Origin of the sequence: Dyella sp. GSA-30 (genome assembly GCF_027924605.1) — a bacterium.
Lineage (GTDB): Bacteria > Pseudomonadota > Gammaproteobacteria > Xanthomonadales > Rhodanobacteraceae > GSA-30.
The window spans coordinates 4,524,205-4,547,724 of the sequence record NZ_AP027042.1 but is presented as its reverse complement, the minus strand read 5'-3'; the positions used below and the strand labels follow the sequence as shown (position 1 = coordinate 4,547,724).

The window sequence follows — 23,520 nt, the reverse complement described above, 5'->3', positions numbered from 1 at the left end:
CAGCTCAACACGGCTAAAATGCCGGCGTTTTCCCAGTCTGGACGCCCGGCGTGACTGCTGTCGCTTTCTCCGCTGCCGCATCCGATGTGGCCTTGGATGCCTTGTTCGTTCCGTTCCACACCGGCGCTGTGCGCTCGCCGGCGGACGGTCGCGTGTTGTTTCTGCGCGCACGCGACGGGTTTGCCTTGCGCGAGATGGCTAAGCCGGGTTGGTTGTGCGAGCAGAGTTTCAAGCCGTTTGCGGACGCCTTGGAGCGCAGCCGGTTAGCGGTAGGCACCCCTGATCCGGAAGAACGCTTCTTGCTGGTGCTGCTGCTCCCACCACGCCAGCGTGACGAGGCGCGCGCACTGTTCGCCCGTGCATTGACCCTGACCGCGCCGGGTGGTCGCGTGGTTGCCTGCATGCCCAATAGCGAAGGTGGCAAGTCGGGCGAAAGCGACCTCGCCCAGCTGGCCGGTTCGATCGGCAGCCTGTCCAAGCATAAATGCCGGGTATTCTGGACGCTGCCCGAATCGAGTACTCCGGATGCTGCGTTATGCGAGAGCTGGTTGGAGCTCGATGCGCCGCGCGAGAATGCCGCGGGTTACCTCAGCCGGCCGGGCCTGTTTGCCTGGGACCGCGTGGATATCGCCTCGGCCCTGCTTGCGGAACATCTGCCACCCGACCTCGCCGGCCGGGTTGCCGATATCGGTGCCGGCTACGGTTATTTGTCCGCGCAGGTGTTAGCCCGTTGTGCCGCCGTGACCTCGCTCGATCTGTTCGAAGCCGAAGCGCGAGCACTGGAGCCGGCTCGCGGCAATCTGCAGGCTGCGATGCGCGAACGTGCATCCGTCATCCCGTTTGCGTTGCATTGGCACGATGTCACCAGCGGCTTGCCCGGACGCTATGACGTGATCGTGAGCAACCCACCATTCCATCAAGGCAAGGCCGACCTGCCGGAGCTGGGGCGTGCATTTATCCGCGCTGCCGCCGATGCGCTCGAGCGCGACGGGCGCTTCTGGCTGGTGGCGAACCGGCACCTTCCTTACGAGGCCATTCTGGCCGAACGATTCCAAGAGGTACGTCAGATCGTGTTGCAAGATGGATTCAAAGTGATCGAAGCCCGCGGGGCGCACCGATGAAACTGGTCAAGCTGATCGCCAATCTCGGCTACGGCAGTCGCAAGGAAGTGGCCTGGATGTTTCGCGAAGGCCGCGTCACGGATGCCGCTGGTGAAGTCCTGTACGCCGACGACAAGGTGGAGCACGAACACGTTCATATCGATGGCGAGCCGCTCGATCCGCCCGTCGGTATGGTGTTGATGATGAACAAGCCGCTGGGCGCTACCTGCTCGCGCAAGGACCAGGGCAGGGTGGTCTACGATCTGCTGCCGCCGCGCTATCGCGTGCGCGATCCCTCGTTGTCGACGGTAGGGCGCCTCGATCGCGATACCTCCGGTTTGTTGTTGTTTACTGACGATGGTGCGCTACTGCATCGGATCATTTCGCCACGTGCCGAGGTCACCAAGATTTACGAAGCCACGTTGGCGCAAGACCTGCGCGGTGACGAAGCAGAGCTCTTCGCCAGCGGCACGTTGATGCTCGAATCGGAAACCACGCCATTGGCGCCGGCACGCCTCGAAGTGCTCGCGCCGCGCCTGGCACGGCTGACCGTGACCGAGGGCCGCTACCACCAGGTAAGGCGCATGTTCGCGGCCACCGGCAATCATGTCGATGCCTTGCGTCGCATAGCGGTTGGTGCATTGCAGCTCGACGAGTTGCCGGCCGGCGAGTGGCGCATGCTGTCCGAAGCCGAGATAGCGAAAGTTTTTGCCGGTACGCCGGTGGTCTGATCCACCGCCCGAGCAGCGCGCTACACTCGACGCTTCGTTGCAAGGGGTATGCCGCATGTTCAAGCGTTCCAAGTCGCTTTCGCTCGCCTTGAGCCTGGCTCTGGCCGGGTTCGCGTCCGTCTCGTTCGCCGCCGAGCCGACGGCGGCGGGTGATCCCGCCTTCGTCAAGCTGGCCGATCACTATTTCGACGACTTCTATTTTCCCAACCAGCCGACCGCCGCTACATCGGCCGGTCTGCACCAGTACGACAGCCAGCTCGAAGACTATTCGCGCAAGGGCGAAGAAGAGACCGTCAAGGCGCTCCGGCAGTGGGAAGCGAAGTTTGCCGCGATCGACGCGGGCAAGCTCAGCGAGCAGGCGCACGGCGATCTCGAACTGGTGCTGGCCAATATCCGCGGCCGCCTGCTGATGCTCGACCAGGTGCGCTGGTGGGAGACCAATCCGGACAACTATTCCAGCGGTATCACCGGCAGTGCATTCACCCTGATGTCGCGCAAATTCGCCTCGCCTGACGATCGCCTGAAAGTGCTGATCGAGCGCGAGAAGAAGATGCCGCAGGTGCTGGCCGAGGCGCGCAAGAACCTCAAGAATCCGCCGAAGATCTATACCGAGATTGCGCTGGAGCAGCTTCCCGGCCTGATCGACTTTTTCGGCAAGGACGTGCCTTCGGCCTTTACCGAGGCCACCGATGCCAAGCTGAAAGAGCAGTTTGCGCAGAGCAATGCGGCAGTCATCCAGGCGCTGAAGGACTATCAGCAGTGGATCAAGACCGATCTGCTGCCGCGCTCGCATGGCGACTTCCGCATCGGCGCCGACGCGTTCCGCAAAAAGCTGGCCTATGACGAAATGGTCGACACGCCACTGGACAAGCTGGTGGCGATCGATATGGAAGACATGCACAGGAATCAGGCCGAGTTCGCCAAGGTGGCCAAGGAACTCGATCCGAAGAAAACCCCGGCGCAGGTGTTGGCAGAGCTGGGGGCTGATCATCCCGAGCGCGCACAACTGCTCGACACGTTCCGCGGCACGTTCGCCAAGCTGATCGATTTTATCCAGAGCCATCACATCATCAGCATTCCCTCGCAGGTGCAGCCGATCCTGGAGGAGACGCCGCCGTTCGAGCGTGCGACGACATTCGCGTCGATGGACACGCCGGGGCCGTTCGAGAAGGTGGCCAAGGAAGCCTATTTCAACGTCACGCTGCCGGATCCGTCGTGGAGCAAGCAGGAAACCGACGAGTTCATGGCCCAGTTCAGCTACCCGGTCATCAACAACGTTGCCGTGCATGAAGCCTATCCCGGGCACTACGTGCAGTTCCTGTGGATGCACGATATCCACGATCGCGTGCGCCAGCTGCTGGGCTCGTCGAGCAATGCCGAAGGCTGGGCGCATTACAGCGAGCAGATGATGCTCGACCAGGGCCTGGCCCAGGCGATGTATCCGAACGACGTGCACCAGCAGCAGCGCCTGAAGCTGGGGCAGTTGCAGGATGCGCTGCTGCGTAACGCGCGCTTCATTGCCGGCATCAAGATGCACACCGGTCAAATGACGTTCGAGCAGGCGGTCGACTTTTTCGTGAAGGAAGGCTACCAGTCGCATGCGGTAGGCGTGGTGGAGGCCAAGCGCGGCACCTCCGATCCGACCTATCTCTATTACACCCTGGGCAAGCTGCAGATCCTGAAGCTGCGCCAGGACGTAATGGCCAGGCAGGGCAAGGATTTCAATCTCGAACAATTCCACGATGCTTTCATGAAGCAGGGCTTTGCGCCGATCAAGATCGTGCGTCGCGCCATGCTGCATGACGACTCGCCGACGCTGTGATGCTTCGCCAAGGCGGCGTCACTGCCGCCTTGGGAGTGGGCACAACGCCCCTATATCGGCTCCATGCGCATATTCACCTTCGATAACAGCTTTATCCGTGAGCTTCCCGGCGACCCCGAGCAGGGCCCGCGAGTACGCCAGGTCGACGGCGCCCTGCATTCGGCGGTATCGCCCGCGGCCGTGTCCTCGCCCCATGTGTTGGCTTATTCCGTAGAGATGGCCAGCACACTGGGTTTCACGCCAGAAGACATCGCCAGTGATGACTTTGCGCGAACTTTCGGCGGCAATGGATTGCTGCCAGGCATGCAGCCGTATGCGACCAACTATGGTGGTCATCAGTTCGGCGTATGGGCGGGCCAACTGGGCGACGGTCGCGCCATTTCACTGGGCGAGCTGATTACCGAGGCGGGACAGCGCTGGGAGCTTCAACTGAAAGGTGCCGGGCGCACGCCCTATTCGCGTGGCGCCGACGGGCGTGCCGTGTTGCGCTCGTCCGTTCGCGAGTTCCTTTGCAGTGAAGCGATGCACCACCTGGGTGTGCCGACAACGCGCGCGTTGAGCCTGGTGACTACGGGCGATGCGATCGAGCGCGATATGTTCTACGACGGTCATCCGCGCGACGAACCCGGTGCCATCGTCTGTCGTGTCGCGCCGTCGTTCATTCGTTTCGGTCATTTCGAGCTGCCGTCATCGCGCGGGGATACGGCGCTGCTCAAGCAATTGGTGGATTTCACCATTCGTCGCGACTTTCCCGAGCTGGAAGGCGAGGGCGTGGCGTTGTACGCCGATTGGTTCAAGCAGGTGTGCGAACGCACGGCGATCCTGATGGCGCACTGGATGCGCGTTGGCTTCGTGCATGGCGTGATGAACACGGACAATATGTCGATCCTCGGTCTCACCATCGACTATGGTCCCTACGGTTGGCTGGAGGATTTCGATCCGGACTGGACGCCCAACACCACCGATGCCGGCCGTCGCCGATATCGCTATGGCCAGCAGCCAAACGTCGCCTGGTGGAATCTCAGCCGCTTGGCAGGCGCGCTTGCTCCGTTGTTTGACGGCACCGAAGCGTTGCAGGCGGGGCTCGATCACTACGCGGCGGTCTATCAGTCGCATGATCGCGCGTATATGTCGGCCAAGCTGGGCTTGGAAACGATTCGCGACGAGGACATGGCGCTGGCGCAATCGCTGCATGAGTTGTTGCATCAGGCTGAAGTCGATATGACGTTGTTCTTTCGCGGGTTGGGTGATATCGATCTGGCAGCACCTTCGTTGGAGCCGGTGTGGGCGGCGTTTTATGACGATGCGAAGCGTGAGCAATGTGCGCCTGCGTTCGATGCGTGGCTGATGCAGTATGCGCGGCGGGTGGCGCTGGATGGCGTGCCCGACGCGTTGCGGCGTGAGCGCATGCGTGCGGTAAATCCGCGCTATGTGTTGCGCAATTATCTGGCGCAGGAGGCGATCGATCTGGCCGAGCAGGGGGATGCGTCCGGGATCTACGCGTTGCTTGATGTTTTGCGGCGGCCTTATGAGGATCAGCCGCGGATGGAGCGGTTTGCCGGGCGGCGGCCGGAGTGGGCGCGGGTGAGGGCGGGGTGTTCGATGTTGTCGTGTAGCTCGTGATTGACTTGATTTGCCTCAACTCTTTCTATCTCGTCATCCCCGCGTAGGCGGGGACCCAGTGGCTTCGGTGTTGGGTTGTCGCTTGAGCGTTGATGCACTTTGGCTAGAAAGTCGCCTGCGGCGTGTTTCGCCCGCCTGCCGGCGTGCGAGTTACTTTCTTTGCTTGTCCAAAGAAAGATAACCAAAGAAAGGACACCCCGCGTCCGCCGTCGCTGCGCGACCGTGAGGCTTGGCCGGGCTTTAGGACGGGACATCCGTGTCCCGTCCTAAAGGCATCGACGTCCTGTCGATGCCCCCTTCGGGGCCTGATCGTCCAAACCTCACTCGGCTCCCGAGGGGGCCCGAAGAGCTGACGGCTCGCTGCGCATCGCTTGCCAAGAACAAAGATCGACCTCCAACCTCGCACTAATCTCCCCTATTCGTCATTCCGGCGAAGGCCGGAGGCGCTTTTCAACAGCGAAGCTGGTCATCTATTCCTCAGGCCCTCGCTTGTCAGACAACGTGTCGCAAGCGGAAACGCTGAGGCATGGATTCCGGCCTTCGCCGGAATGACGAGAGGGGTAGGCGAGGGTGAGGGAACACCTTAAGTCCTCACCATCGCGACGCCTCGCGCACAGATTCGGCGTACCTCAGAAGCGCGTGAAGTGTCCCCTGACGATTCGAGTAGACGGTCCGAACGGTTTTATCCCTCAATGCTGCTCAGAGCCCTTGATCCACAGGCCATTTCTTTTTGGTTACTTTTGCTTTGGGCCAGCAAAGAAAAAGTGACTCGCTCGCCGGCAGGCGAGTGAAACGCCCGCTGCGTAAGCGGCCAGGTCGCCCGAACACCCAGGCAAGAACCAGGCCGTCACGTCAAAAGCTTCCGGCCTACGCCGGAATGACGAAGTAGGACGGGCTGCGTAAGCGATCAGATCACCCCTCCATTTGCCGCCCCTCACAAAACCCCGTATAGTCCACTCTACTGTGTTAATGCGTTAGTACATTATGAAGCGACGCTCCCTAGACCCCCAGCTCCCCGCCGAGTCCGCCGAACTAGGCCTCTGCGAAGCCCTGCTGTCGTTGAAAAACCCGGAGGAAATGTCCGCCTTCCTGCACGACCTGTGCACCCCGGCGGAGCTGGAAGTGCTGGTGGACCGATGGCGGGTGGTGCCGCACCTGCTCGACGGGGTTTCCTACCGGGAGATCCACGAGCTCACCGCCGTCAGCATCACCACGATTGGGCGAGTCGCCCGGTATCTGAATCAGGGCAATGGCGGCTACCTCGCCGCCGCGGCTCGTGCAGCACGGCGTCGCGCCGCACAGAAGAGAGTACGGGCATGAGTACGAGGGATCGTTTGCGTATAGCGATGCAGAAGTCCGGCCGGTTGACCGAGCCGGCATTGGAACTGCTCAATCGCTGCGGACTCAGCTTTCGGCAGAGTCGCGACAAGCTTTTCTGCTTCGGCGAAGGCGAGCCGGTCGACCTGCTACTGGTGCGTGACGACGATATCCCCGGGTTGATCGCCCAGGGCGTCTGCGACCTGGGTATCGTCGGGCGCAATGTGCTCAACGAATACTCCCAGTCCGCTGGCCGCGATGCGGCTTTGGCGGAGTGGCGTCAACTCGGCTTCGGCCGCTGCCGGCTGTCGATCGCCGTGCCGCAGGAGATGGCCTATGAGCGGCCGGAGCAGCTCGGCGGCTTGCGCATTGCGACGTCCTATCCGGGGTTGCTTGGGGAATGGCTGCGGACGCACGGTATCGACGCCGGCGTGGTGACCTTGGCCGGTTCGGTCGAAATCGCGCCACGGCTGGGCACGGCCGACGCCATCTGCGATCTGGTGCAAAGCGGCGGCACCCTGGTGGCCAATCAACTGCGCGAGACGGACGTGATCCTGCAAAGCGAAGCGGTCCTCGCCGGGCCGCGTGCGCTGCCTTCCGATGAGCGTGGCGACATGATCGAGCTGTTGTTCAAGCGGCTCGACGGCGTCATCCAGGTGCGCGAATCGCGCCTGCTGCTCTTGCAGACTTCGCGCGGTTCACTCGACGCAGTGACGCGTTTGTTGCCGGGTGGTCCGCAGCCGACCTTGCTGCCGGTGGCGGGGCAACCCGATCAACTGATGCTGCAGGCGCTTTGCGCAGGTGAAGTGAGCTGGCGACAGCTTGAAGAAATCAAGAAAGCCGGCGCGCGCGAAATGTTCGTGCTGCCGGTCGAGAAGATGCTGGCATGAAACGATTGAACTGGTCCGATCTGGACGAAAATGCACGACGCGATGCCTTGGCGCGCCCTCTGCAATCGCGCGCCGAGACATTGCGCGACGGTGTCGCACGAATCATCGCCGAGGTGCGTGGGCGTGGCGACGAAGCCTTGTTCGAACTGACCGCGCGCTACGACGGATGCTCGCTCGATGCGTTGGCCGTGCAGCCGGAGGAATTCATCGCCGCCGAGGCCGCGCTCGATACGGATCTGAAAGCGGCGATCCGCGAGGCCGCGGAGCGCATCGAGACGTTCCATCGCGCGGCGGCGCCGCAACCGGTCGGTATCGATACCGCACCTGGCGTTCGCGTCGAGCGCATGTTGCGGCCGATTCGCCGTGTTGGGCTGTATGTGCCGGCAGGGACCGCGCCGCTGCCTTCGACTGCCTTGATGCTTGGCGTGCCCGCGCATATCGCCGGCTGTGCGGAAATCACGCTGTGCTCGCCGGCCCGCGCCGATGGCCGTTGTGACGAGGCGGTGTTGTATGCGGCGCAGGTGACCGGCGTGCACAAGGTGTTCAAGCTCGGTGGCGCGCAGGCTATTGCTGCCATGGCCTATGGCACGGCGTCCGTGCCCAGGAGCCACAAGCTGTTTGGGCCCGGCAATGCCTGGGTTACCGAGGCAAAGCTGCAGGTGTCGGGCGATCCCGAGGGCGCGGCGATCGACATGCCCGCCGGCCCTTCGGAAGTACTGGTGATCGCCGATGCGCAGGCCTATCCGCCGTTCGTTGCCGCCGATCTTCTCTCGCAAGCCGAGCATGGTCCCGATTCCCAGGTGATCCTGCTGTCCGATTCGCGCGCCTTGCTTGAAGCCGTTGCGCTGGAGGTGGATCGTCAGTGCGCGTTGTTGCCGCGCGCCTCCACAGCGACCCAGGCCCTGGCACAAAGTCGCCTGATCGAAGTGACATCGCTGGCGCAAGCCGTCGACGTGAGTAACCGCTACGCGCCCGAACACCTGATTCTTCAGGTGACCGATCCGCGCGCCTTGCTCGCCGGTATCGAAAGCGCCGGTTCCATTTTCCTGGGCGCGTGGACGCCCGAATCCGTGGGCGACTATTGCAGCGGCAGCAACCACGTTCTGCCGACCTATGGTTATGCGCGTAGCTACAGCGGCGTCTCGGTGGCGAGTTTCCAGAAACAGATCACCGTGCAGGAGCTGAGTGAAGACGGCTTGCGCGCTATTGGCCCTTGTACCGCCATCCTGGCGCAGGCCGAGCAGCTCGAAGCGCATCGCCGCGCGGTGACGCTGCGGTTGGAGCGTCTGCAGGCGCAGGAGTCGGCGGCATGAGCGTGCTCGATCTGGCCCGGCCGGAACTGCTGAAGATGAAGGCGTACTCGTCCGCGCGAACCGAAGCCAGCGGCGGCGAGGTGTTTCTCAATGCCAATGAATCGGCCTGGCCCTCGTATGGCGAGAAAGGTCCGTTCCACCGTTATCCCGATCCGCAACCGGCGGCCTTGCTCGACCAGTTGGCTGCGCTCTATGGCGTAACGCGCGATCGCATTCTGGTCGGGCGCGGCAGTGATGAGGCGATCGATCTGTTGATACGCGCTTTCTGCCGGGCCGGGCAGGATGCGATCCTGATTCAACCGCCCACCTTCGGCATGTACGCGATCTGTGCCCAGGTGCAGAACGCAGGCATCGTCGAGGTGCTCCTGGACGAGCAGTTTCAGGTCGACGCCAATGCCGTGCTGACCGGCATGACGGACGCCGTCAAGCTGGTCTTCGTCTGCAGCCCCAACAATCCCAGCGGGCAGCGTGTGTCGCGAGAGACGATCGTTACGCTCGCCGAGGCACTTGCAGGTCGTGCTGTGCTGGTGGTCGACGAGGCATATGCCGAGTTCGCCGATGAAGGCGATGCCAGCGTGATCGATCTGCTGGACCGTTACGAACACATGGTTGTCTTGCGGACCTTGTCCAAGGCCTGGGCCTTGGCCGGCGCACGCGTCGGTAGCGTACTGGCCGCACCGGCGGTGATCGACTTGCTACGCAAGATACTGCCGCCATATCCCGTACCGACGCCTTGCCTGGATGCCGCATTACACGCACTTTCGCCGCAAGGTCGAAAAGCCGTGACGGAGCAGGTTCTTCTGGTGCGCGAACAGCGTCGCGAGATGGCGGCGGCCTTGCGCAGTACACCCGGTGTGCGCGAGGTTCTGCCATCGGTGACCAATTTTCTTACTGTGCGTCTGGATGATGCGGCGGCCGCCTATCGGCGCTTGTTCGACGCCGGCATCGTCGTGCGCGACGTACGTCGTTATCCGGGCCTGAGCGATGCCTTGCGCATCACCATCGGTACGCCCGATGAAAACCAGCGCGTTTTGGCCGTGCTGCAAGGAGTGACGGCATGAGCCGCAAGCTGCTTTTTGTCGATCGCGACGGTTGCCTGATCGAGGAGCCGGCGGACGAGCAGATCGACAGCTACGAAAAGCTCAGTCTGCTGCCGGGCGTGGTCGCCGCGCTGCAACGTTTTGTCGCGTCCGGCTACGAACTGGTCATGGTGACCAATCAGGATGGTCTAGGCACCGAACGCTTTCCCGAGCCGAGCTTCACGGGGCCGCACGAGTTGATGCTGCGCATTTTCGAAAGCCAGGGCGTGCGCTTTCGCGAAGTCCTCATCGACCGGAGTTTCCCGGCCGATGGTTTGGATACGCGCAAACCCGGCGTGGGTCTGGTGCGCCACTATCTGGCCGATGACGACTGGAGTCGCGCCGCCTCGCTGATGGTGGGCGATCGCGAAACCGATCTGCAATTTGCCGCCAACCTTGGCGTGCGTGGATGGCGTGTCGGTCCTCACGGGATCAACTGGACCGAACTGGCGCATCAGGTGCTCGATGCGCCACGCCTTGCGCAGGTTACGCGCCGTACCAAGGAAACGCGCATCACGGTGGGAGTAAACCTCGACCAGGTCGCCGAACCCAAAGTGCACACCGGCCTGGGCTTTTTCGATCACATGGTCGAGCAGTTGGGCAAGCATGGCGGCTTTGCGCTGACACTCGACTGCGAGGGCGATATCCACATCGACGAACACCATACGATCGAGGACTGCGCCCTGGCGCTGGGTACGGCGCTGAAGCAGGCCTTGGGCGACAAGCGCGGTATCGGCCGCTACGGTTTTACGTTGCCGATGGATGAGACCCAGGCCAGCGCCGCGCTGGATCTGTCCGGTCGTCCCTACTTCGTTTTCGAAGGCGTACTGCCGCGTGATCAGGTGGGCCAGATGCCGACCGAGCTGCTGCCGCATTTCTTTCGATCGCTGTGCGAGACGCTCGGTGCGAACTTGCACTTGAGCGTCCATGGCGAGAATGCGCATCACATGATCGAGGCCTGTTTCAAGGCGGTGGCGCGTTGTCTGCGCCAGGCGATCCGGCGTGAGGGCAGCGATCTGCCGAGCACCAAAGGAGCGCTGTAATGGCCGTGGTACTGGTCGATGCCGGTGGCACCAATATCGGCTCGGTGCGCTATGCCTTGCAGCGGCTGGGTGTGGATGCCGCCTTGACCTCGGATGCCGCAACCATTCGCGCAGCAGATAAAGTGATCCTGCCGGGTGTGGGCGCTGCGGGTCCGGGCATGGCGCGGCTGCGGGAATTGAACCTGGTCGACACGATTCGTTCGCTGACGCAGCCGGTCCTTGGCGTTTGCCTTGGTATGCAGCTGCTTTGCGAGCACTCGGAAGAGGCCGATGTCGATTGCCTGGGCGTGGTACCTGCACAGGTCAGACGCTTTCACGCGACGGACGGCATGCGCATTCCACATATGGGCTGGAATCGACTCGACGCGCAGGGCGAGCATCCGTTGCTGGCCGGTTTGGGGCGCGATGACTACGCCTATTTCGTTCACAGCTATGCGGTCCCGGTAGGCGACTACAGCCTTGCGACCACCAATTACGGCGGCGATTTTTCTGCCGTCATCGCCAACCGCAATTTTCACGGCATGCAGTTTCATCCGGAGCGCTCGGCACGTGTCGGCGCTCGTTTGTTGGGGAATTTTCTTTCGCTATGACGTTTACCGTGATACCCGCAATCGACCTGCGTGGTGGCCGCGTTGTGCGGCTCAAGCAGGGCGACTACGCCCAGGAGACTCGCTATGACAGCACGCCGGCCGAACTCGCCGCGCGTTACCTGCAGGCCGGCGCGCAGTGGCTGCATATGGTCGATCTGGACGGTGCGCGTTCGGGCGACCTGGAAAACCTGACCGCGATTGAGGCGATTGCCGCGTCGGGGCTGCGGATCCAGGCCGGTGGCGGCGTGCGCGGCGAGGCCGATGTGCGTCGTCTGTTCGACGCCGGTGTGGCACGTGTTGTCGTCGGCAGCGTGGCCATGCGCGAGCCTGATCTTGTCGGACAGTGGATCTCCGCATTCGGTGCCGAGCACCTCACCATTGCGCTTGATACGCGCTGGCATGAGGGGCGCTGGGCCTTGCCCAGTGCGGGTTGGACATCAATGGAGGCTGGTCAACTCGACGACCTGGCGCCCTGGTACGAAACGCATGGCGCTCGGCATCTGTTGTGCACCGATATCGATCGCGACGGCATGCTCAGCGGTTTTAATCTCGAGCTGTATCGCCATCTGCATGCGCTCGCACCGACACTGACCATCCAGGCATCCGGCGGTGTGCGTTCCATCGCGGATATCGTCGCAGCACGCGACGCGGGCGCTGAAGCGGTGATTCTCGGTCGGGCGCTATTGGAAGGGCGTTTTACTCTCGAGGAGGCGCTGGCGTGTTGAGTCGTCGCATCATTCCCTGTCTTGACGTGCGCGACGGTAAAGTCGTCAAGGGTGTGCGTTTTCGCGACCATGTCGTCATGGGCGATATCGTCGATCTGGCACTGCGCTATCGCGACGAAGGTGCGGACGAACTGGTGTTCTACGACATCACTGCCAGTCCGCAGGCGCGTAGCGTCGATCGCAGTTGGGTGGAGAGGGTCGCGCAGGTGATCGATATTCCATTCTGCGTGGCCGGTGGCATCCGCAACGTCGAGCAGGCGCGTGAGGTGCTTTATGCCGGTGCCGACAAGATATCGGTCAATTCGCCCGCATTGGAACGCCCCGAGCTGATCGGCGAACTGGCCGCCGCCTTTGGTGTGCAATGCGTCGTGGTCGGCATCGACAGCCTGCGTGACGCGGACGGCGAATGGCGGGTACGCCAATACACCGGCGATCCGGACAAGACCCAGGCCTTGCCACGCCGTACGCTTGATTGGATGGAAGAAGCACAGCAGCGCGGGGCGGGCGAGATCGTGCTCAACTGCATGGGCAGCGATGGTGTGCGCGAAGGCTACGATCTGGAGCAATTGGCTGCCGCGCGTTCGCTTTGCCATGTGCCGCTGATTGCGTCGGGCGGTGCGGGCGAACCGGGTCATTTCCTCGATGTATTTGAAAGCGCCGACGTGGATGGCGCGCTGGCCGCCAGTGTGTTTCATTCCGGCAGCATCTCGATTCCCGCACTCAAGCAGTTCCTGCGCGAGCGCTCCGTGGACGTCCGTTTATGAAGACATCGATCGATCCGGCGGCGCTGGACTGGGCCAAGGGCGATGGCCTGCTGCCCGCAGTGGTTCAGCATCACCTGAGCGGTGAAGTGCTGATGCTGGGCTATATGAATCGCGAGGCGCTGGAGCAGACGCTTCGCGACGGCAAGGTTACGTTCTATAGCCGCAGCAAGGCGCGGTTATGGACCAAGGGCGAGAGCTCAGGTCATGTGCTGGCATCGAAGTCGGTGCGCATCGATTGCGATGCCGACACGTTGTTGATCGGTGCGGAGCCGCATGGGCCGACCTGTCATCTCGGAACGTCCAGTTGCTTTGGCCAGAGCGAAGAGGTTCGGCCGCCGCTGGGCTTTCTAGCCGAGCTGGATGCCGTGGTGGCGCAGCGGAACGCCGAGCGCCCTGCCGGTAGCTACACCACGCAATTGTTCGAGGGTGGGATTCGTCGTATTGCGCAGAAGGTGGGCGAGGAGGGCGTGGAAACGGCCTTGGCTGCGGCGGTGCAGGGTGATGAGGAATTGCTCGGCGAGGCGGCCGATTTGGTGTTTCATCTGACGGTGTTGTTGCGTGCCAGAGGGCTGGGGCTTGCCGATGTCGTGAGTGTGCTGGCCAAGCGGCATGCGGTGCGCGGGTAGTGGTGAGTTGAGGGCTTGAAGCCCCCCTCACCCCACTCCTCTCCCCCGGCAAAGCCTGGGGAGAGGGGGCCTGACTGAGGCGAGCTTTGCTCCCTCTCCCCAGGCTTTGCCGGGGGAGAGGGGTGGGGTGAGGGGGCCGGGTGCTCGCGAAATACCTGCCTACGGGCTGGCACCCGCCTTTTGCACCGACGGCGCCGCCACAAACGGCACCACCGCTCCATCAACAGCACCACGCCGCCATTTCGCCAGCTGATCGACGATACCGTCACCGATATCGATCTGCGGCTCGGACGGCGTCAGCTTGCCCTGTTGTTCCCATTGTGCGATCTCGCCGCTTGCCTGGTTGAATGCCTCGATAAAATCCGGGGTCTTGTTCAGTGCATCGGTCAGCCACGCTTTGCCGAAATACGTGATATCCGAATCGCTACCGCAGCCGAACGAGCTGCGATCTTTTCGGGCGGCGGTCAGCACCAGGGTGCCCGGCCCGCGGATCTCCGGCACGAAGCCGCCGGAATAGCACGAATTGACCACCACGACTTTCCACTTGAACGGGTGCTTCTTGAAAATATCGGCCAGGTCCGGCGGGCCGATCTGGTCGAGTGGCACCGGGTCCATATCGACCAGCAGGGTGCTGTCGTGGCCGCCGTGCGTGGTCAGGTAGAGCAGCAGGATGTCCTCGTCCGGTTTCATCACGCTCGAGATCGATTCCAGCGCGCTTTCCAGGTTGCTCCAGTTGGCCAGCGGACGCGTGCTCAGCGATGCGGGGTTGTTTTCCAGTATCAGCGTGTGTGCGCTTGGCCCGAAACGGCCGAACAGTTTGCTGCTGTATTCCACTTCGTTGCGAAACACGTCTTCGCCGCCGTCACCGGCGAATGCAACGACATAGAGATTGGGTTTGCCCGGTACACGAGGCGTCAGCTGCGAGACGGCGTGGTGCAGCAACTGCGGCTGGGCGTACATCACCTGCTCGGGCGTCAGGCCGTCGCTTGGCCAGTTCGATGCAGCGTTGTCATCCTCGCCGCCATCGTCGTTATCGGTGGCGGAGGATGCCTCGGCCGGCTCGCTGCTGGTGGCATGCGCCGGCGCGCTGATTGTCGACACCGGCGCATTCATTACAGGTGGACGGTAGTGCCCGATGACCACCATGGCCAGGACGCCGGCGGCAAACGCGAGCAGGGCGATCAGTGCGTTACGCATGCGTCAGGCTCGCGTGTGGTCGGGTCAGGGAGTGATGGCGTCGAAGTCGCGATAGACCGGATGGCGCGGCTGTTCCGGCAGCGCCTGCGGCGGGCGCACGAGCCAGGCGGTCTGGAAACCGGCGGCCTGGGCTGCGTCCAGCTCTTCGACGATGTCGGACAGGAACAGGATATGCCCAGGCTGCTCGTCGATCGCCGCGGCGATGCGCTCGTATGACGCGCGTTCCCGTTTCGGACCGGTCTCGGTATCGAAATAGCCGGCGAACATCGGGGTCAGGTCGCCTGCTTCGCTGTAGCCGAAGAACAGGCGTTGCGAGGGCACCGAGCCCGACGAATACACGTACAAGTGCAAGCCTTCGCCGCGCCAGGCATGCAGGCGTGCGGATACTTCAGGATAGATGTGCGCGCGATAGTCGCCGTCTTCGTAGCCGTCTTTCCAGATCATGCCCTGCAAGGCTTTGAGCGCCGTGGACTTGCGGTCCTCGTCGATCCAGCTCAACAGCAGCTCGATGATTTCCTGGCGGCTGGCCTCGACGATGCCGGCCTCTTTGGCCGCCTCATGCAGCCAGTGCTGCACTTCAGGCTTGTCGCCGTGCGTTTCGACGTAGGCCGGCAGGCGTTTGCGGGCGTACGGAAACAAGACGTCCTTGACGAAGCTGATCGAGCTGGTGGTGCCCTCGATATCGGTGACGATGGCGCGAATCGTAGTCATAGCGCTGCTGATGCCGTTGCGTGAGGCGTCATGCGCGGGAACTTCTCGGCGATATCCTCGCCGGTGAATTGCGCAACCCAGCCTTCCTTGTTGGTAAACAGGCGGATCGCCACGAAATAGGGCGACTCGCTCATGTCGAACCAGTGCGGCGTGCCATCGGGGACGCCGATGAGGTCGCCTTGTTCGCAAAGCACTTCATAGACCTTGCCGTCGATGTGCAAGGTGAACTGCCCCGCGCCGGCGACGAAGAAACGAACTTCGTCCTCGCTATGGGTGTGCTCGTTCAGGAACTTCTGGCGCATGGCGGCCCGTTCGGGGTGATCGGGCTTGAGACTGATCACGTCGACCGCCTGATAGCCTTCGCCGGCCATCAGCCGGTCGATATCGGCGCGATAGGCGGCGATGACTTCATCCTGGCTGGCGCCCGGGGCGATCGGCTGGGCGGCTTCCCATTGCTCGAAACGCACGCCGGCCTTGCCCAGCTCGCGCGAAATCTCGGCATGGCTGGTATGCACCGACAAGGGGGCGTCGGGATGGGAGTCCTGATAGATACGCAAACGGCTCATGGCGAGGCTCCAGTGCGGGAGAGGTGAAAATCGCCGCACTCATCGGTGTGGGCGAATGGGGAAGGGGGCAAGGTCAGGCGCCCAGCCGCTTGAGGTCGAGCTCGCAGCCGAGCAGAAATTCCAGTGCTTCGAGATGGCGACGTGTCTCGGCCATGTCGCGGCCCCAGGTATAAATACCGTGGCCGTTGATCAGGTAGGCGTACAAGGGCTTGCCGGCATCGAGCCAGGCATCGACCTGCGCGACCAGCTCGGGCATGTGCTGGGTATTGGGGAAAACGGGAACGTCGAGCCTGGCGTCGTGGGTCGTCTGTCCCGCGATCGCCTTCTGCAGCTCCCAGCCCTCCAGCTTCACCACGCCGTCTTTGGCAAACAGCCGCGAAGCCACGCTTTGCGTGCGCGAGTGCGTATGCAGGACGACATTCATCTCGGGATAGCGGCGATAGATCTGCGTGTGCAGTTCGGTTTCGGCGCTAGGGCGTGCGCTGGTACCGACCGCCTTGCCATCCATGTCGACGATCATGATGTCGTCGCGCCCGAGCCTGCCTTTGTCGCGCCCGGAGATGGTAATGGCGGCGAGGTCGCCGTCCAGCCGCATGGAGAAGTTGCTGCTGGTGGCAGGCGTCCAGCCGTGCGCGGCCAGTTCGCCGGCAGCCGTAGCGATGGCGTCGGCACGCTCGGCGAAAAGCGTCGGGGATATCGTGGCTGGCAGGACCTGGCTCATGGCAAATGGACGTCTAAATGGTGGTGGAATATAACACGGCGGCCGCAACCGCCCGTTTTGGGGCCTGAACGCAGAAATGCGAGCCATTCTCGCAGCCTTCGTTCAATGCAACGTACCATCGGCTTTGGATTCGCCGCGGTGTGCGGTGAACGCTTCAGACGGAGGTTTTACCAATGTCGCATGACAAAGATATCGAATCGCGTCGCCGCTTTCTCAAGGCCGCCGCTGGCACTGCCGCAGTGGCTGTCATTGCCGGTGGCGCACTGCCGCGTTTCGCTCGCGCAGCCGACCTGCCGCATGTATCCGAATCCGATCCGACCGCCAAGGCGCTCGGCTATGTCGAAAATGCCGCCAAGACTACTGATAGCAAGCATAAGGCCGGCGACGATTGCGCCAACTGCCAGTTCTACTCGGGCGGCGCGACGGGTTACGGTCCGTGTCAGCTGTTCCCCGGCAAATCCGTGAATGCAAAGGGTTGGTGCGTGTCTCACAACCCGAAGAAAGCGTAAAAAAACTTTTACCTCGGCAGTACAACAAGGTCGGCGCATGCCGGCCTTTGTTTTGTCTACGTCGCGACGACGTGATCGCGACATCAAGAGCGTTGCCAAGAGGAATGTCGGAGCGATGCTCGACGACGTTTGCGAGGAAAGGTGCAGCCCAGGCGCGTCAGGCGAGGAGCTGCTTGCCTGACGCGCCGGGCGGCGATCCGGGGCCCACTGCCAAGTGATCAACCCTCGGACCACCGATCATACTCCGGTTGACTTGGCCGCAACCACGATGAAGCATGAATTTTAAAAATAATTTCTCGTTAAGTCATTAAAAATCAACAACTTATGTCAGCTATCGAGATTTGAAGGAACGACTTTTGTGCGTTCCGTGTAAAACCGGTATACAGCGAAGTTGGTATTTTTCGCCGACTTTCAAAGAAAATCGGCGAAGTTTTGTTATTCGTTAACCGACTTCAAAGCTGAACCGCGGCGCAGACGGCTGTGCCGCATGCCGTAGCCGAAGTAGATCGCCAGGCCAATCACAGTCCAGCCGATCATCAACAGCCAGTTGAACCACTCCATCGTGTAAAGCAGTGCGCAGCAGCTCAACACGCCAGCCGAGCAGACGAACCATGCGCCTGGCACGCGGAAGCTTCGCGGCAGATCGGGCGCGGTGTAGCGCAGGATCAACACGCCCGCGCACACGGCGACAAAGGCGATCAGCGTGCCCATCGAGGTGAGGTTGGCGAGCAGGTCGAGCGGAAACACGGCCGCGAGAATCGCGATGCCGACACCGGTGATGATGGTGTTCAAATGCGGCGTGCGATAGCGCGGATGGATGCGGTTGAATACCTTCGGCAACAGGCCGTCGCGCGACATGATCATGAAGATGCGCGGCTGCGCGATGATCATCACCAGGATCACGGAAGACAGGCCGATCATGGCGCCGCCTTCGACGACGTAACGCAGCCAGCCCAGTTGTGGATGGGCGCGGATGGCTGTCACCACCGGTTCGTCCGTACCCAGTTGGGTATACGAAATCAGGCCGGTCAACACGGCCGCCATCGCGAGATAGAGCACCGTGCAGATGACCAGCGACACCAGGGTGCCGAAGGGCAGGTCGCGTTGCGGGTTCTTGCACTCCTGCGCCGCGGTCGAGGTGGCTTCGAAGCCGATGTAGGCAAAGAACACCATGGCCGCACCGCGCATGATGCCGGCCCAGCCGTACTTGTCCGGTCCCTGTTGCGCGGGAATGAACGGGTGCCAGTTGGCCGGGTCGACATAGCGATAGCCCGCCACGACGACCACGATGATCAGGCCGACCTTCAGTGCGACCATGGCCAGATTGATACCGGCCGACTCGCGGATGCCGACGTAACACAGCCAGGTCAGTGCCAGCACGATCGCGACCGCCGGCAGATTCAGGAGGTGGCCGGTCGCGACCAGATGGCCGTTGGTATAAGCCAGCGGAGCTTCGGTCAGCGCCTTGGGCAGGTGTACGCCGACATGGTCGAGCAGGCTGACGAAATAGCCGGTCCAGCTGGCGGCGACCGCCGAGGCGGAGATGCCGTATTCCAGCACCATGTTCCAACCGATGAACCAGGCCACCAGCTCGCCTAGCGTGGCGTATGCGTAGGAGTAGGAACTGCCCGAGATCGGGATCAGCGTGGCGAACTCCGCGTAGCACAGCGCGGTAAAGCCGCTGCAGACCGCCGCAAGAATGAAGGAGATCAACACCGCGGGGCCGGCGTGGTCGGCCGCGGCCTGCCCCGTCACCACGAAGATGCCGGTACCGATGACCGCGCCGATACCGAGCGCGGTGATGCCCCAGGGGCCGAGCGTACGGCGCAGCGACGGGCCGTGAGACTCGTCGTTGGCGTCGCTGAAATCGGTCTTGCGGGCAAGTAACTGCTTTAGCATGCGTCGAACCTGATGAAGCCTGATGAGGCGAGATGCCGGGCGAACGGTCGTCCCGAACCAAAGAGAAAGGGCCGGCGCGAGGCCGGCCCTGGTGCAAGATACTTCAGGCGTTGTGTTTGCGCAGTTTGCTGTGCGAATAGCCGTAGCCGAAGTAGATGATCTGGCCGATCACGATCCAGGCCACCATCCAGCGCCAATGTTCCACGAACGACTGCAGGAACAGCGCCAGGCAGGCGAGTGCACCCAGCGGGCAGACCAGCCACGGCACCGGCACGCGGAAGGCGCGCGGCAGTTCCGGGCGCGTGTAGCGCAGAACCAGCACGCCGATGCAGACGGTAGCAAAGGCAAGCAAGGTACCCATGGCGACCATTTCGCCCAGCACGCCGATGTTGAACAGGCCGCCCAGTGCCGCGGCGAGAACGCCTACCACGACGGTGCCGACATGCGGTGTGCGGAACTTCCTGTGGATGCGGCCGAACACCGCCGGAATCAGACCGTCGCGCGCCATCGAATAGAAGATGCGCGGCTGACCCATCAGCATGACCAGGATCACCGAGCTCAGGCCGGTAACGGCGCCGATAACCACGATGACCTGCAACCAGCGCAGCGTCGGGTAATTGTCCAGCGCGGTAGCGACCGGCTCGGGCGTGCCCAGCAGGCGGAAGTCGGCGATGCCGGTCAGGATGCCCGCCACGATGATGTAGAGCACCGTGCAGACCACCAGCGAGCCCATGATGCCGATAGGCATGTCGCGCTGCGGGTTCTTCGCTTCGGCCGCGGCGGTGGATACCGCATCGAAGCCGATATAGGAGAAGAACACGATGGCCGCCGCGCGTCCGACACCTGCCCAGCCGTACTTCGAACCGCCTTCGTTGGCGGGAATGAAGGGGTGCCAGTGTTCCGGGTTGACGTACTTGGCAGCGAACGCGATGAACAGCAGGATCACCACGACCTTGATCGCCACGATGATCGAATTGACGAACGCGGACTGGGTGATGCCGACGTAGCACAGCCCGGTGATCGCGGCGATGATCGCCACCGCCGGCAGATTGATCAGCATCCCGGTCGCCTGGATATGTCCATCGACCACCGTGAACGGGGCCGCGGCCAGGATCGCCGGCAGCGATACGTCATGGCCGATCCAGCCGCTGACCAGCGAAAGCAGTTTGTTGAAGTAACCGGACCAGCCCGAAGCCACGGTGGCGACCGTGAACAAATATTCGAGCACCAGGCTCCAGCCGACGAACCAGGCGACGTATTCGCCCAACGTGGCATAGGAGTACGAGTAGGCGCTGCCCGAGACCGGGATCATCGCGGCGAACTCGGCGTAGCACAGTGCGGCCAGCGCGCAGGCAAAGCCGGCGAGAATGAAGCTCAGTACGATGGCCGGACCGGCGTGATCGGCCGCTGCCTGGCCGGTGATCACGAAAATACCCGCGCCGATGATGGCGCCGATACCGAGCATGATCAGGTGACGCGCGGTGAGCGCGCGTTTGAGCGTGGCCTCGCCCTCGATCCCACCATGAGTTTCCCCGGCATCGACGTGCGGGTTGGCCTCGATGGCGTGTGTAGCAAACAAATTCTTCAGCATGTTTTTCCCCAAAACGGTGGTGCCATGCGCAGCTTGTTATTAGAGGAGGTACCCGCCGACGCTTCGGTTCGGACACATCCGAAACACCATATCCCAGCTGAACATGGCGGTACAAGCTGCACTGCGGTCAAGGCGCCCTGTGCCGGGCTTTGGCGGCTGGCGCCTAGACGCATGCGCGGACGAATGGATGTGCCATACGGCACGTGGATGGATCAAAAAACCATATTGACAGCGGCTTGGGGGGCGACGAAGGCGTCGCTGTTGCGCCCGGCCACGCTCATGTGCACACCGGCGATGATGCCCAACTTGCCGTTGATGTTGTACTCGATCGCCGGGGCAATACTGACGTTGCGGCCGATGCTGCCGGGTCGGTCGACGGCCACTCTCCGGCTGCCGACAGGTGCTGAGCCATAGACGCGTGTCGTGCTGCTGCGCTGATAGGCAAGCTCCATCGCCAGCACCCAATGAGCATCGATGCTGTACTCGGCGCTGGCCGACGCGCTCCAGGCATGGCTGAGATCGGCTCGGCCGCGAAATCCTGCGTCGGTGCCATAGACGCTTTGCCCGCGGATATCGATGGCGCCAGGATTGAAGTCGTAGGCGAGTCGTCCGCGCCAGCGCAGCGGTCGCCCGGTCGGCATCGACAGGCTTTGCTGTATCAGCATGTCGACGCGATCACCGTGCAAGCCATTGCCCGAGCCATTCAACGGGTTGTTGTCGAGTCGGTCGTAGCTGCCGGTCGGAAAACGATGGATGGCGCTGATCGAAAGCGCGGGCCGGAGGCCGTCAGCGCTGGGACGCAAGAGCAGAAATTGCGCCCGCAGCGACGTGTCGTTGAAGCGCATGCCGGTCGAGTGTTGTCCTCCCTGCGCCACCTTGTGTGTTGCACCCAGCGTCGCCTGCATGCCGAACCGTTCGGCCACGCCCACGTTGATGGGAACCAGCGTTTGCCATTGGGCCGTACGACGTTGTCTGTGCTTATTACCTTCGTTGTCGTAGTAATAGTGACTGCTGGAATGAATCAGATAGGGCTCGATACTCACCGTGCCGCGCGGCAGGATGCCGGGATTGGGCGTAAGCAGTGGGCCGGTATAGTTAACGTCCGATGCGCTTGCGGTGTCGATCTGGGAAATGCCGAGCAGCGTCAGACCGAGACACGCTAGTGACTTCCTTGCTTCCATGTAAAACGCCTCCTTGGGCTCTGTCCGTGGACGACTACATCCTTCGGCTCAAGGCTAGGTTGCTTTGTAGGTCTTCTAGAAGCGAAAAAATCTGTGGTGTGCCGTGAGTTTTTTGAATGGCTTTGTGTAGGGGAGCTTCGCTATACAATGGCGCCCTGTTTGTTTTCGGGGTGTCCAGCTCGTGAGTGTCAGTCCGTCGCCGATGCCGTTATCCCTTTTGCTGGACGACTATGCGTCGCGCTGTCCCGATGACGAAGCTGCGCAGCAATTCGCCAATTTTCTGCGCGATACACCCGCTGCGTTCGAGCGCAGCAACAGGGAAGGGCACTTCACCGGTTCATCCTGGTTGGTCAGCGCCGACGGCGAGCGAGTGCTGTTGATGCATCATCGAAAGCTTGGTCGCTGGCTGCAGCCGGGCGGGCATGCCGATGGCGACCCTGATCTGGCGCGCGTCGCCTTGCGCGAAGCCGAGGAAGAAACGGGCCTGGTCGATCTGGTGGTCGAACCGGCTATCTTCGACATCGACCGTCACTGGATTCCCGAGCGGGGCCAGGAGCCGGGGCATTGGCATTACGACGTGCGCTATGTCGTTCGTGCGCGCGGTAGTGAGGCGTTCGTGTTGAATGAAGAGTCGTTGGCGCTTGCGTGGCGGGATATTCGCGGGATGGTCGAAGACGAGACGTTGGATGTTTCGTTGCGGCGTATGGCCAGGCTGTGGCTCGCCGGGGCGCCTGATTGATTTGTAGGCTCGCTTCGCATCGCCTCTTGCGCCCCCTCACCCCAACCCTCTCCCCCGGCGAAGCCAGGGGAGAGGGGGCAGGTTACGCAAGTGCGAAACGCTGAGGTCGCCTCAGTCAGCTCCCTCTCCCCTGGCTTCGCCGGGGGAGAGGGCTGGGGTGAGGGGGCTCTTAAGCCGCGTCGTACTTCGCCGGCGCCGGATTCAAATGCCCACAAGCATCGCAAGTACGCGCATCACGCGAGCGATAAAACCGTTCGAAAACCGGCGGGAAATCGCGCTCGATGCTGTCAAGCACGAAATACTCTTCATACAGCTTGTGATTGCACCGCTCGCAGAACCACAGCAGCCCGTCTTTTTCGTGGGCAAGACGGCGGCGTTCGATCACCAGCCCGATCGAGTCGGGCATGCGTTGCGGCGAATGCGGCACGCGCGGCGGCAGATAAAACATCTCGCCGGCCCGGATCGGGATGTCGCGTGCCTGACCCTCGTCCTGCACCTTCAGCACCATCTCGCCTTCGAGCTGGTAGAAATACTCCGGACCTTCGTCGTGGTGATAGTCAGTGCGCGCATTCGGCCCGCCGACGATCATCACGATGAAGTCGCCATCGACAATGCATTTGTTGCCGACCGGCGGCTTGAGCAAGTGCCGATGTTCGTCGATCCAGCGTTGCAGGTTAAGCGGTGGGGAGAGGCTCATGCGAGACATTCCACGAAAGCGATATGCTTACATTAGCCCCGTTGTCGGGAGAAAAGCGAGCCGCTTCTTTTGGGGTGGAAGTGAGT

At 62.3% G+C, this 23,520-nt stretch carries 23 protein-coding genes; 15 read left to right on the top strand and 8 right to left on the bottom strand.

Annotated elements, in window-relative coordinates:
• The first annotated feature begins 50 nt into the window (after positions 1-50).
• From QMG46_RS19275 to hisIE, 13 genes are all read left to right on the top strand, one after another.
• Positions 51-1,121: a class I SAM-dependent methyltransferase gene (locus QMG46_RS19275; protein WP_281849479.1), complete on the top strand. Its 1,071-nt coding sequence runs from the start codon at positions 51-53 to the stop codon at positions 1,119-1,121.
• Positions 1,118-1,831 carry a pseudouridine synthase gene (locus QMG46_RS19270; RefSeq protein WP_281849478.1) on the top strand — a complete coding sequence of 238 codons (714 nt, stop codon included), beginning with the start codon at positions 1,118-1,120 and terminating at the stop codon, positions 1,829-1,831. Before QMG46_RS19275 ends, QMG46_RS19270 begins: the two co-directional genes overlap by 4 nt.
• 55 nt (positions 1,832-1,886) lie before the next feature.
• Positions 1,887-3,653, top strand: coding sequence for a DUF885 domain-containing protein (locus QMG46_RS19265; RefSeq protein ID WP_281849477.1), 1,767 nt, complete (start codon positions 1,887-1,889; stop codon positions 3,651-3,653).
• A gap of 63 nt (positions 3,654-3,716) precedes the next feature.
• Positions 3,717-5,276, top strand: a complete 1,560-nt coding sequence (locus QMG46_RS19260; RefSeq protein ID WP_281849476.1) for a protein adenylyltransferase SelO — start codon at positions 3,717-3,719, stop codon at positions 5,274-5,276.
• A gap of 984 nt (positions 5,277-6,260) precedes the next feature.
• Entirely contained in the window at positions 6,261-6,596 is a 336-nt protein-coding gene (locus QMG46_RS19255) for a YerC/YecD family TrpR-related protein (RefSeq protein WP_281849475.1), read from the top strand.
• Positions 6,593-7,483, top strand: a complete 891-nt coding sequence (hisG, locus tag QMG46_RS19250; protein ID WP_281849474.1) for an ATP phosphoribosyltransferase — start codon at positions 6,593-6,595, stop codon at positions 7,481-7,483. The genes QMG46_RS19255 and hisG overlap by 4 nt, the downstream gene beginning before the upstream one ends.
• A complete protein-coding gene (hisD, locus tag QMG46_RS19245) occupies positions 7,480-8,796 on the top strand; it encodes a histidinol dehydrogenase (RefSeq protein ID WP_281849472.1) in 1,317 nt (438 codons plus the stop codon). The genes hisG and hisD overlap by 4 nt, the downstream gene beginning before the upstream one ends.
• Positions 8,793-9,857, top strand: a complete 1,065-nt coding sequence (gene hisC / locus QMG46_RS19240; RefSeq protein WP_281849471.1) for a histidinol-phosphate transaminase — start codon at positions 8,793-8,795, stop codon at positions 9,855-9,857. Before hisD ends, hisC begins: the two co-directional genes overlap by 4 nt.
• Complete coding sequence (hisB, locus tag QMG46_RS19235; protein WP_281849470.1) at positions 9,854-10,918, top strand: bifunctional histidinol-phosphatase/imidazoleglycerol-phosphate dehydratase HisB; 1,065 nt, start codon at positions 9,854-9,856, stop codon at positions 10,916-10,918. Before hisC ends, hisB begins: the two co-directional genes overlap by 4 nt.
• Positions 10,918-11,508, top strand: a complete 591-nt coding sequence (gene hisH, locus QMG46_RS19230; protein WP_281849469.1) for an imidazole glycerol phosphate synthase subunit HisH — start codon at positions 10,918-10,920, stop codon at positions 11,506-11,508. The genes hisB and hisH overlap by 1 nt, the downstream gene beginning before the upstream one ends.
• Positions 11,505-12,233 carry a 1-(5-phosphoribosyl)-5-[(5-phosphoribosylamino)methylideneamino]imidazole-4-carboxamide isomerase gene (locus tag QMG46_RS19225; RefSeq protein ID WP_281849468.1) on the top strand — a complete coding sequence of 243 codons (729 nt, stop codon included), beginning with the start codon at positions 11,505-11,507 and terminating at the stop codon, positions 12,231-12,233. The genes hisH and QMG46_RS19225 overlap by 4 nt, the downstream gene beginning before the upstream one ends.
• Entirely contained in the window at positions 12,227-12,997 is a 771-nt protein-coding gene (hisF, locus tag QMG46_RS19220) for an imidazole glycerol phosphate synthase subunit HisF (protein ID WP_281849467.1), read from the top strand. The genes QMG46_RS19225 and hisF overlap by 7 nt, the downstream gene beginning before the upstream one ends.
• Positions 12,994-13,623 carry a bifunctional phosphoribosyl-AMP cyclohydrolase/phosphoribosyl-ATP diphosphatase HisIE gene (gene hisIE / locus QMG46_RS19215; protein ID WP_281849466.1) on the top strand — a complete coding sequence of 210 codons (630 nt, stop codon included), beginning with the start codon at positions 12,994-12,996 and terminating at the stop codon, positions 13,621-13,623. Before hisF ends, hisIE begins: the two co-directional genes overlap by 4 nt.
• Before the next feature lie 159 nt (positions 13,624-13,782).
• On the opposite strand, the gene QMG46_RS19210 is transcribed toward hisIE, so the two are convergent.
• From QMG46_RS19210 to QMG46_RS19195, 4 genes are all read right to left on the bottom strand, one after another.
• Positions 13,783-14,820 carry a C13 family peptidase gene (locus tag QMG46_RS19210; RefSeq protein ID WP_281849465.1) on the bottom strand — a complete coding sequence of 346 codons (1,038 nt, stop codon included), beginning with the start codon at positions 14,818-14,820 and terminating at the stop codon, positions 13,783-13,785.
• A gap of 24 nt (positions 14,821-14,844) precedes the next feature.
• A complete protein-coding gene (mtnC, locus tag QMG46_RS19205; protein ID WP_281849464.1) occupies positions 14,845-15,531 on the bottom strand; it encodes an acireductone synthase in 687 nt (228 codons plus the stop codon).
• Positions 15,528-16,097 (bottom strand): 1,2-dihydroxy-3-keto-5-methylthiopentene dioxygenase, encoded by a 570-nt coding sequence (locus QMG46_RS19200; protein WP_281849463.1) that lies wholly within the window; start codon positions 16,095-16,097, stop codon positions 15,528-15,530. Before QMG46_RS19200 ends, mtnC begins: the two co-directional genes overlap by 4 nt.
• A 73-nt stretch (positions 16,098-16,170) precedes the next feature.
• Positions 16,171-16,818, bottom strand: coding sequence for a methylthioribulose 1-phosphate dehydratase (locus QMG46_RS19195; protein ID WP_281849462.1), 648 nt, complete (start codon positions 16,816-16,818; stop codon positions 16,171-16,173).
• A gap of 173 nt (positions 16,819-16,991) precedes the next feature.
• Here QMG46_RS19195 and QMG46_RS19190 point away from each other — a divergent pair, with 173 nt between their 5' ends.
• Positions 16,992-17,327, top strand: a complete 336-nt coding sequence (locus QMG46_RS19190) for a high-potential iron-sulfur protein (protein WP_281849461.1) — start codon at positions 16,992-16,994, stop codon at positions 17,325-17,327.
• A gap of 435 nt (positions 17,328-17,762) precedes the next feature.
• On the opposite strand, the gene QMG46_RS19185 is transcribed toward QMG46_RS19190, so the two are convergent.
• The 3 genes from QMG46_RS19185 to QMG46_RS19175 form a co-directional block, all read right to left on the bottom strand.
• Positions 17,763-19,226, bottom strand: coding sequence for an amino acid permease (locus QMG46_RS19185; protein ID WP_281849460.1), 1,464 nt, complete (start codon positions 19,224-19,226; stop codon positions 17,763-17,765).
• 103 nt (positions 19,227-19,329) lie between these two features.
• The gene (locus tag QMG46_RS19180; RefSeq protein ID WP_281849459.1) at positions 19,330-20,817 is read right to left on the bottom strand and encodes an amino acid permease; all 1,488 of its coding nucleotides are present in this window, start codon (positions 20,815-20,817) and stop codon (positions 19,330-19,332) included.
• 212 nt (positions 20,818-21,029) lie between these two features.
• A complete protein-coding gene (locus tag QMG46_RS19175; RefSeq protein WP_281849458.1) occupies positions 21,030-21,998 on the bottom strand; it encodes a hypothetical protein in 969 nt (322 codons plus the stop codon).
• A 202-nt stretch (positions 21,999-22,200) separates the two neighbouring features.
• Here QMG46_RS19175 and QMG46_RS19170 point away from each other — a divergent pair, with 202 nt between their 5' ends.
• Positions 22,201-22,737: an NUDIX hydrolase gene (locus tag QMG46_RS19170; RefSeq protein WP_281852931.1), complete on the top strand. Its 537-nt coding sequence runs from the start codon at positions 22,201-22,203 to the stop codon at positions 22,735-22,737.
• Between the two features lie 169 nt (positions 22,738-22,906).
• Here the strand turns inward: QMG46_RS19170 and QMG46_RS19165 are convergent, their stop codons facing one another.
• Complete coding sequence (locus tag QMG46_RS19165; RefSeq protein ID WP_281849457.1) at positions 22,907-23,434, bottom strand: 3-hydroxyanthranilate 3,4-dioxygenase; 528 nt, start codon at positions 23,432-23,434, stop codon at positions 22,907-22,909.
• Positions 23,435-23,520 lie beyond the last annotated feature (86 nt).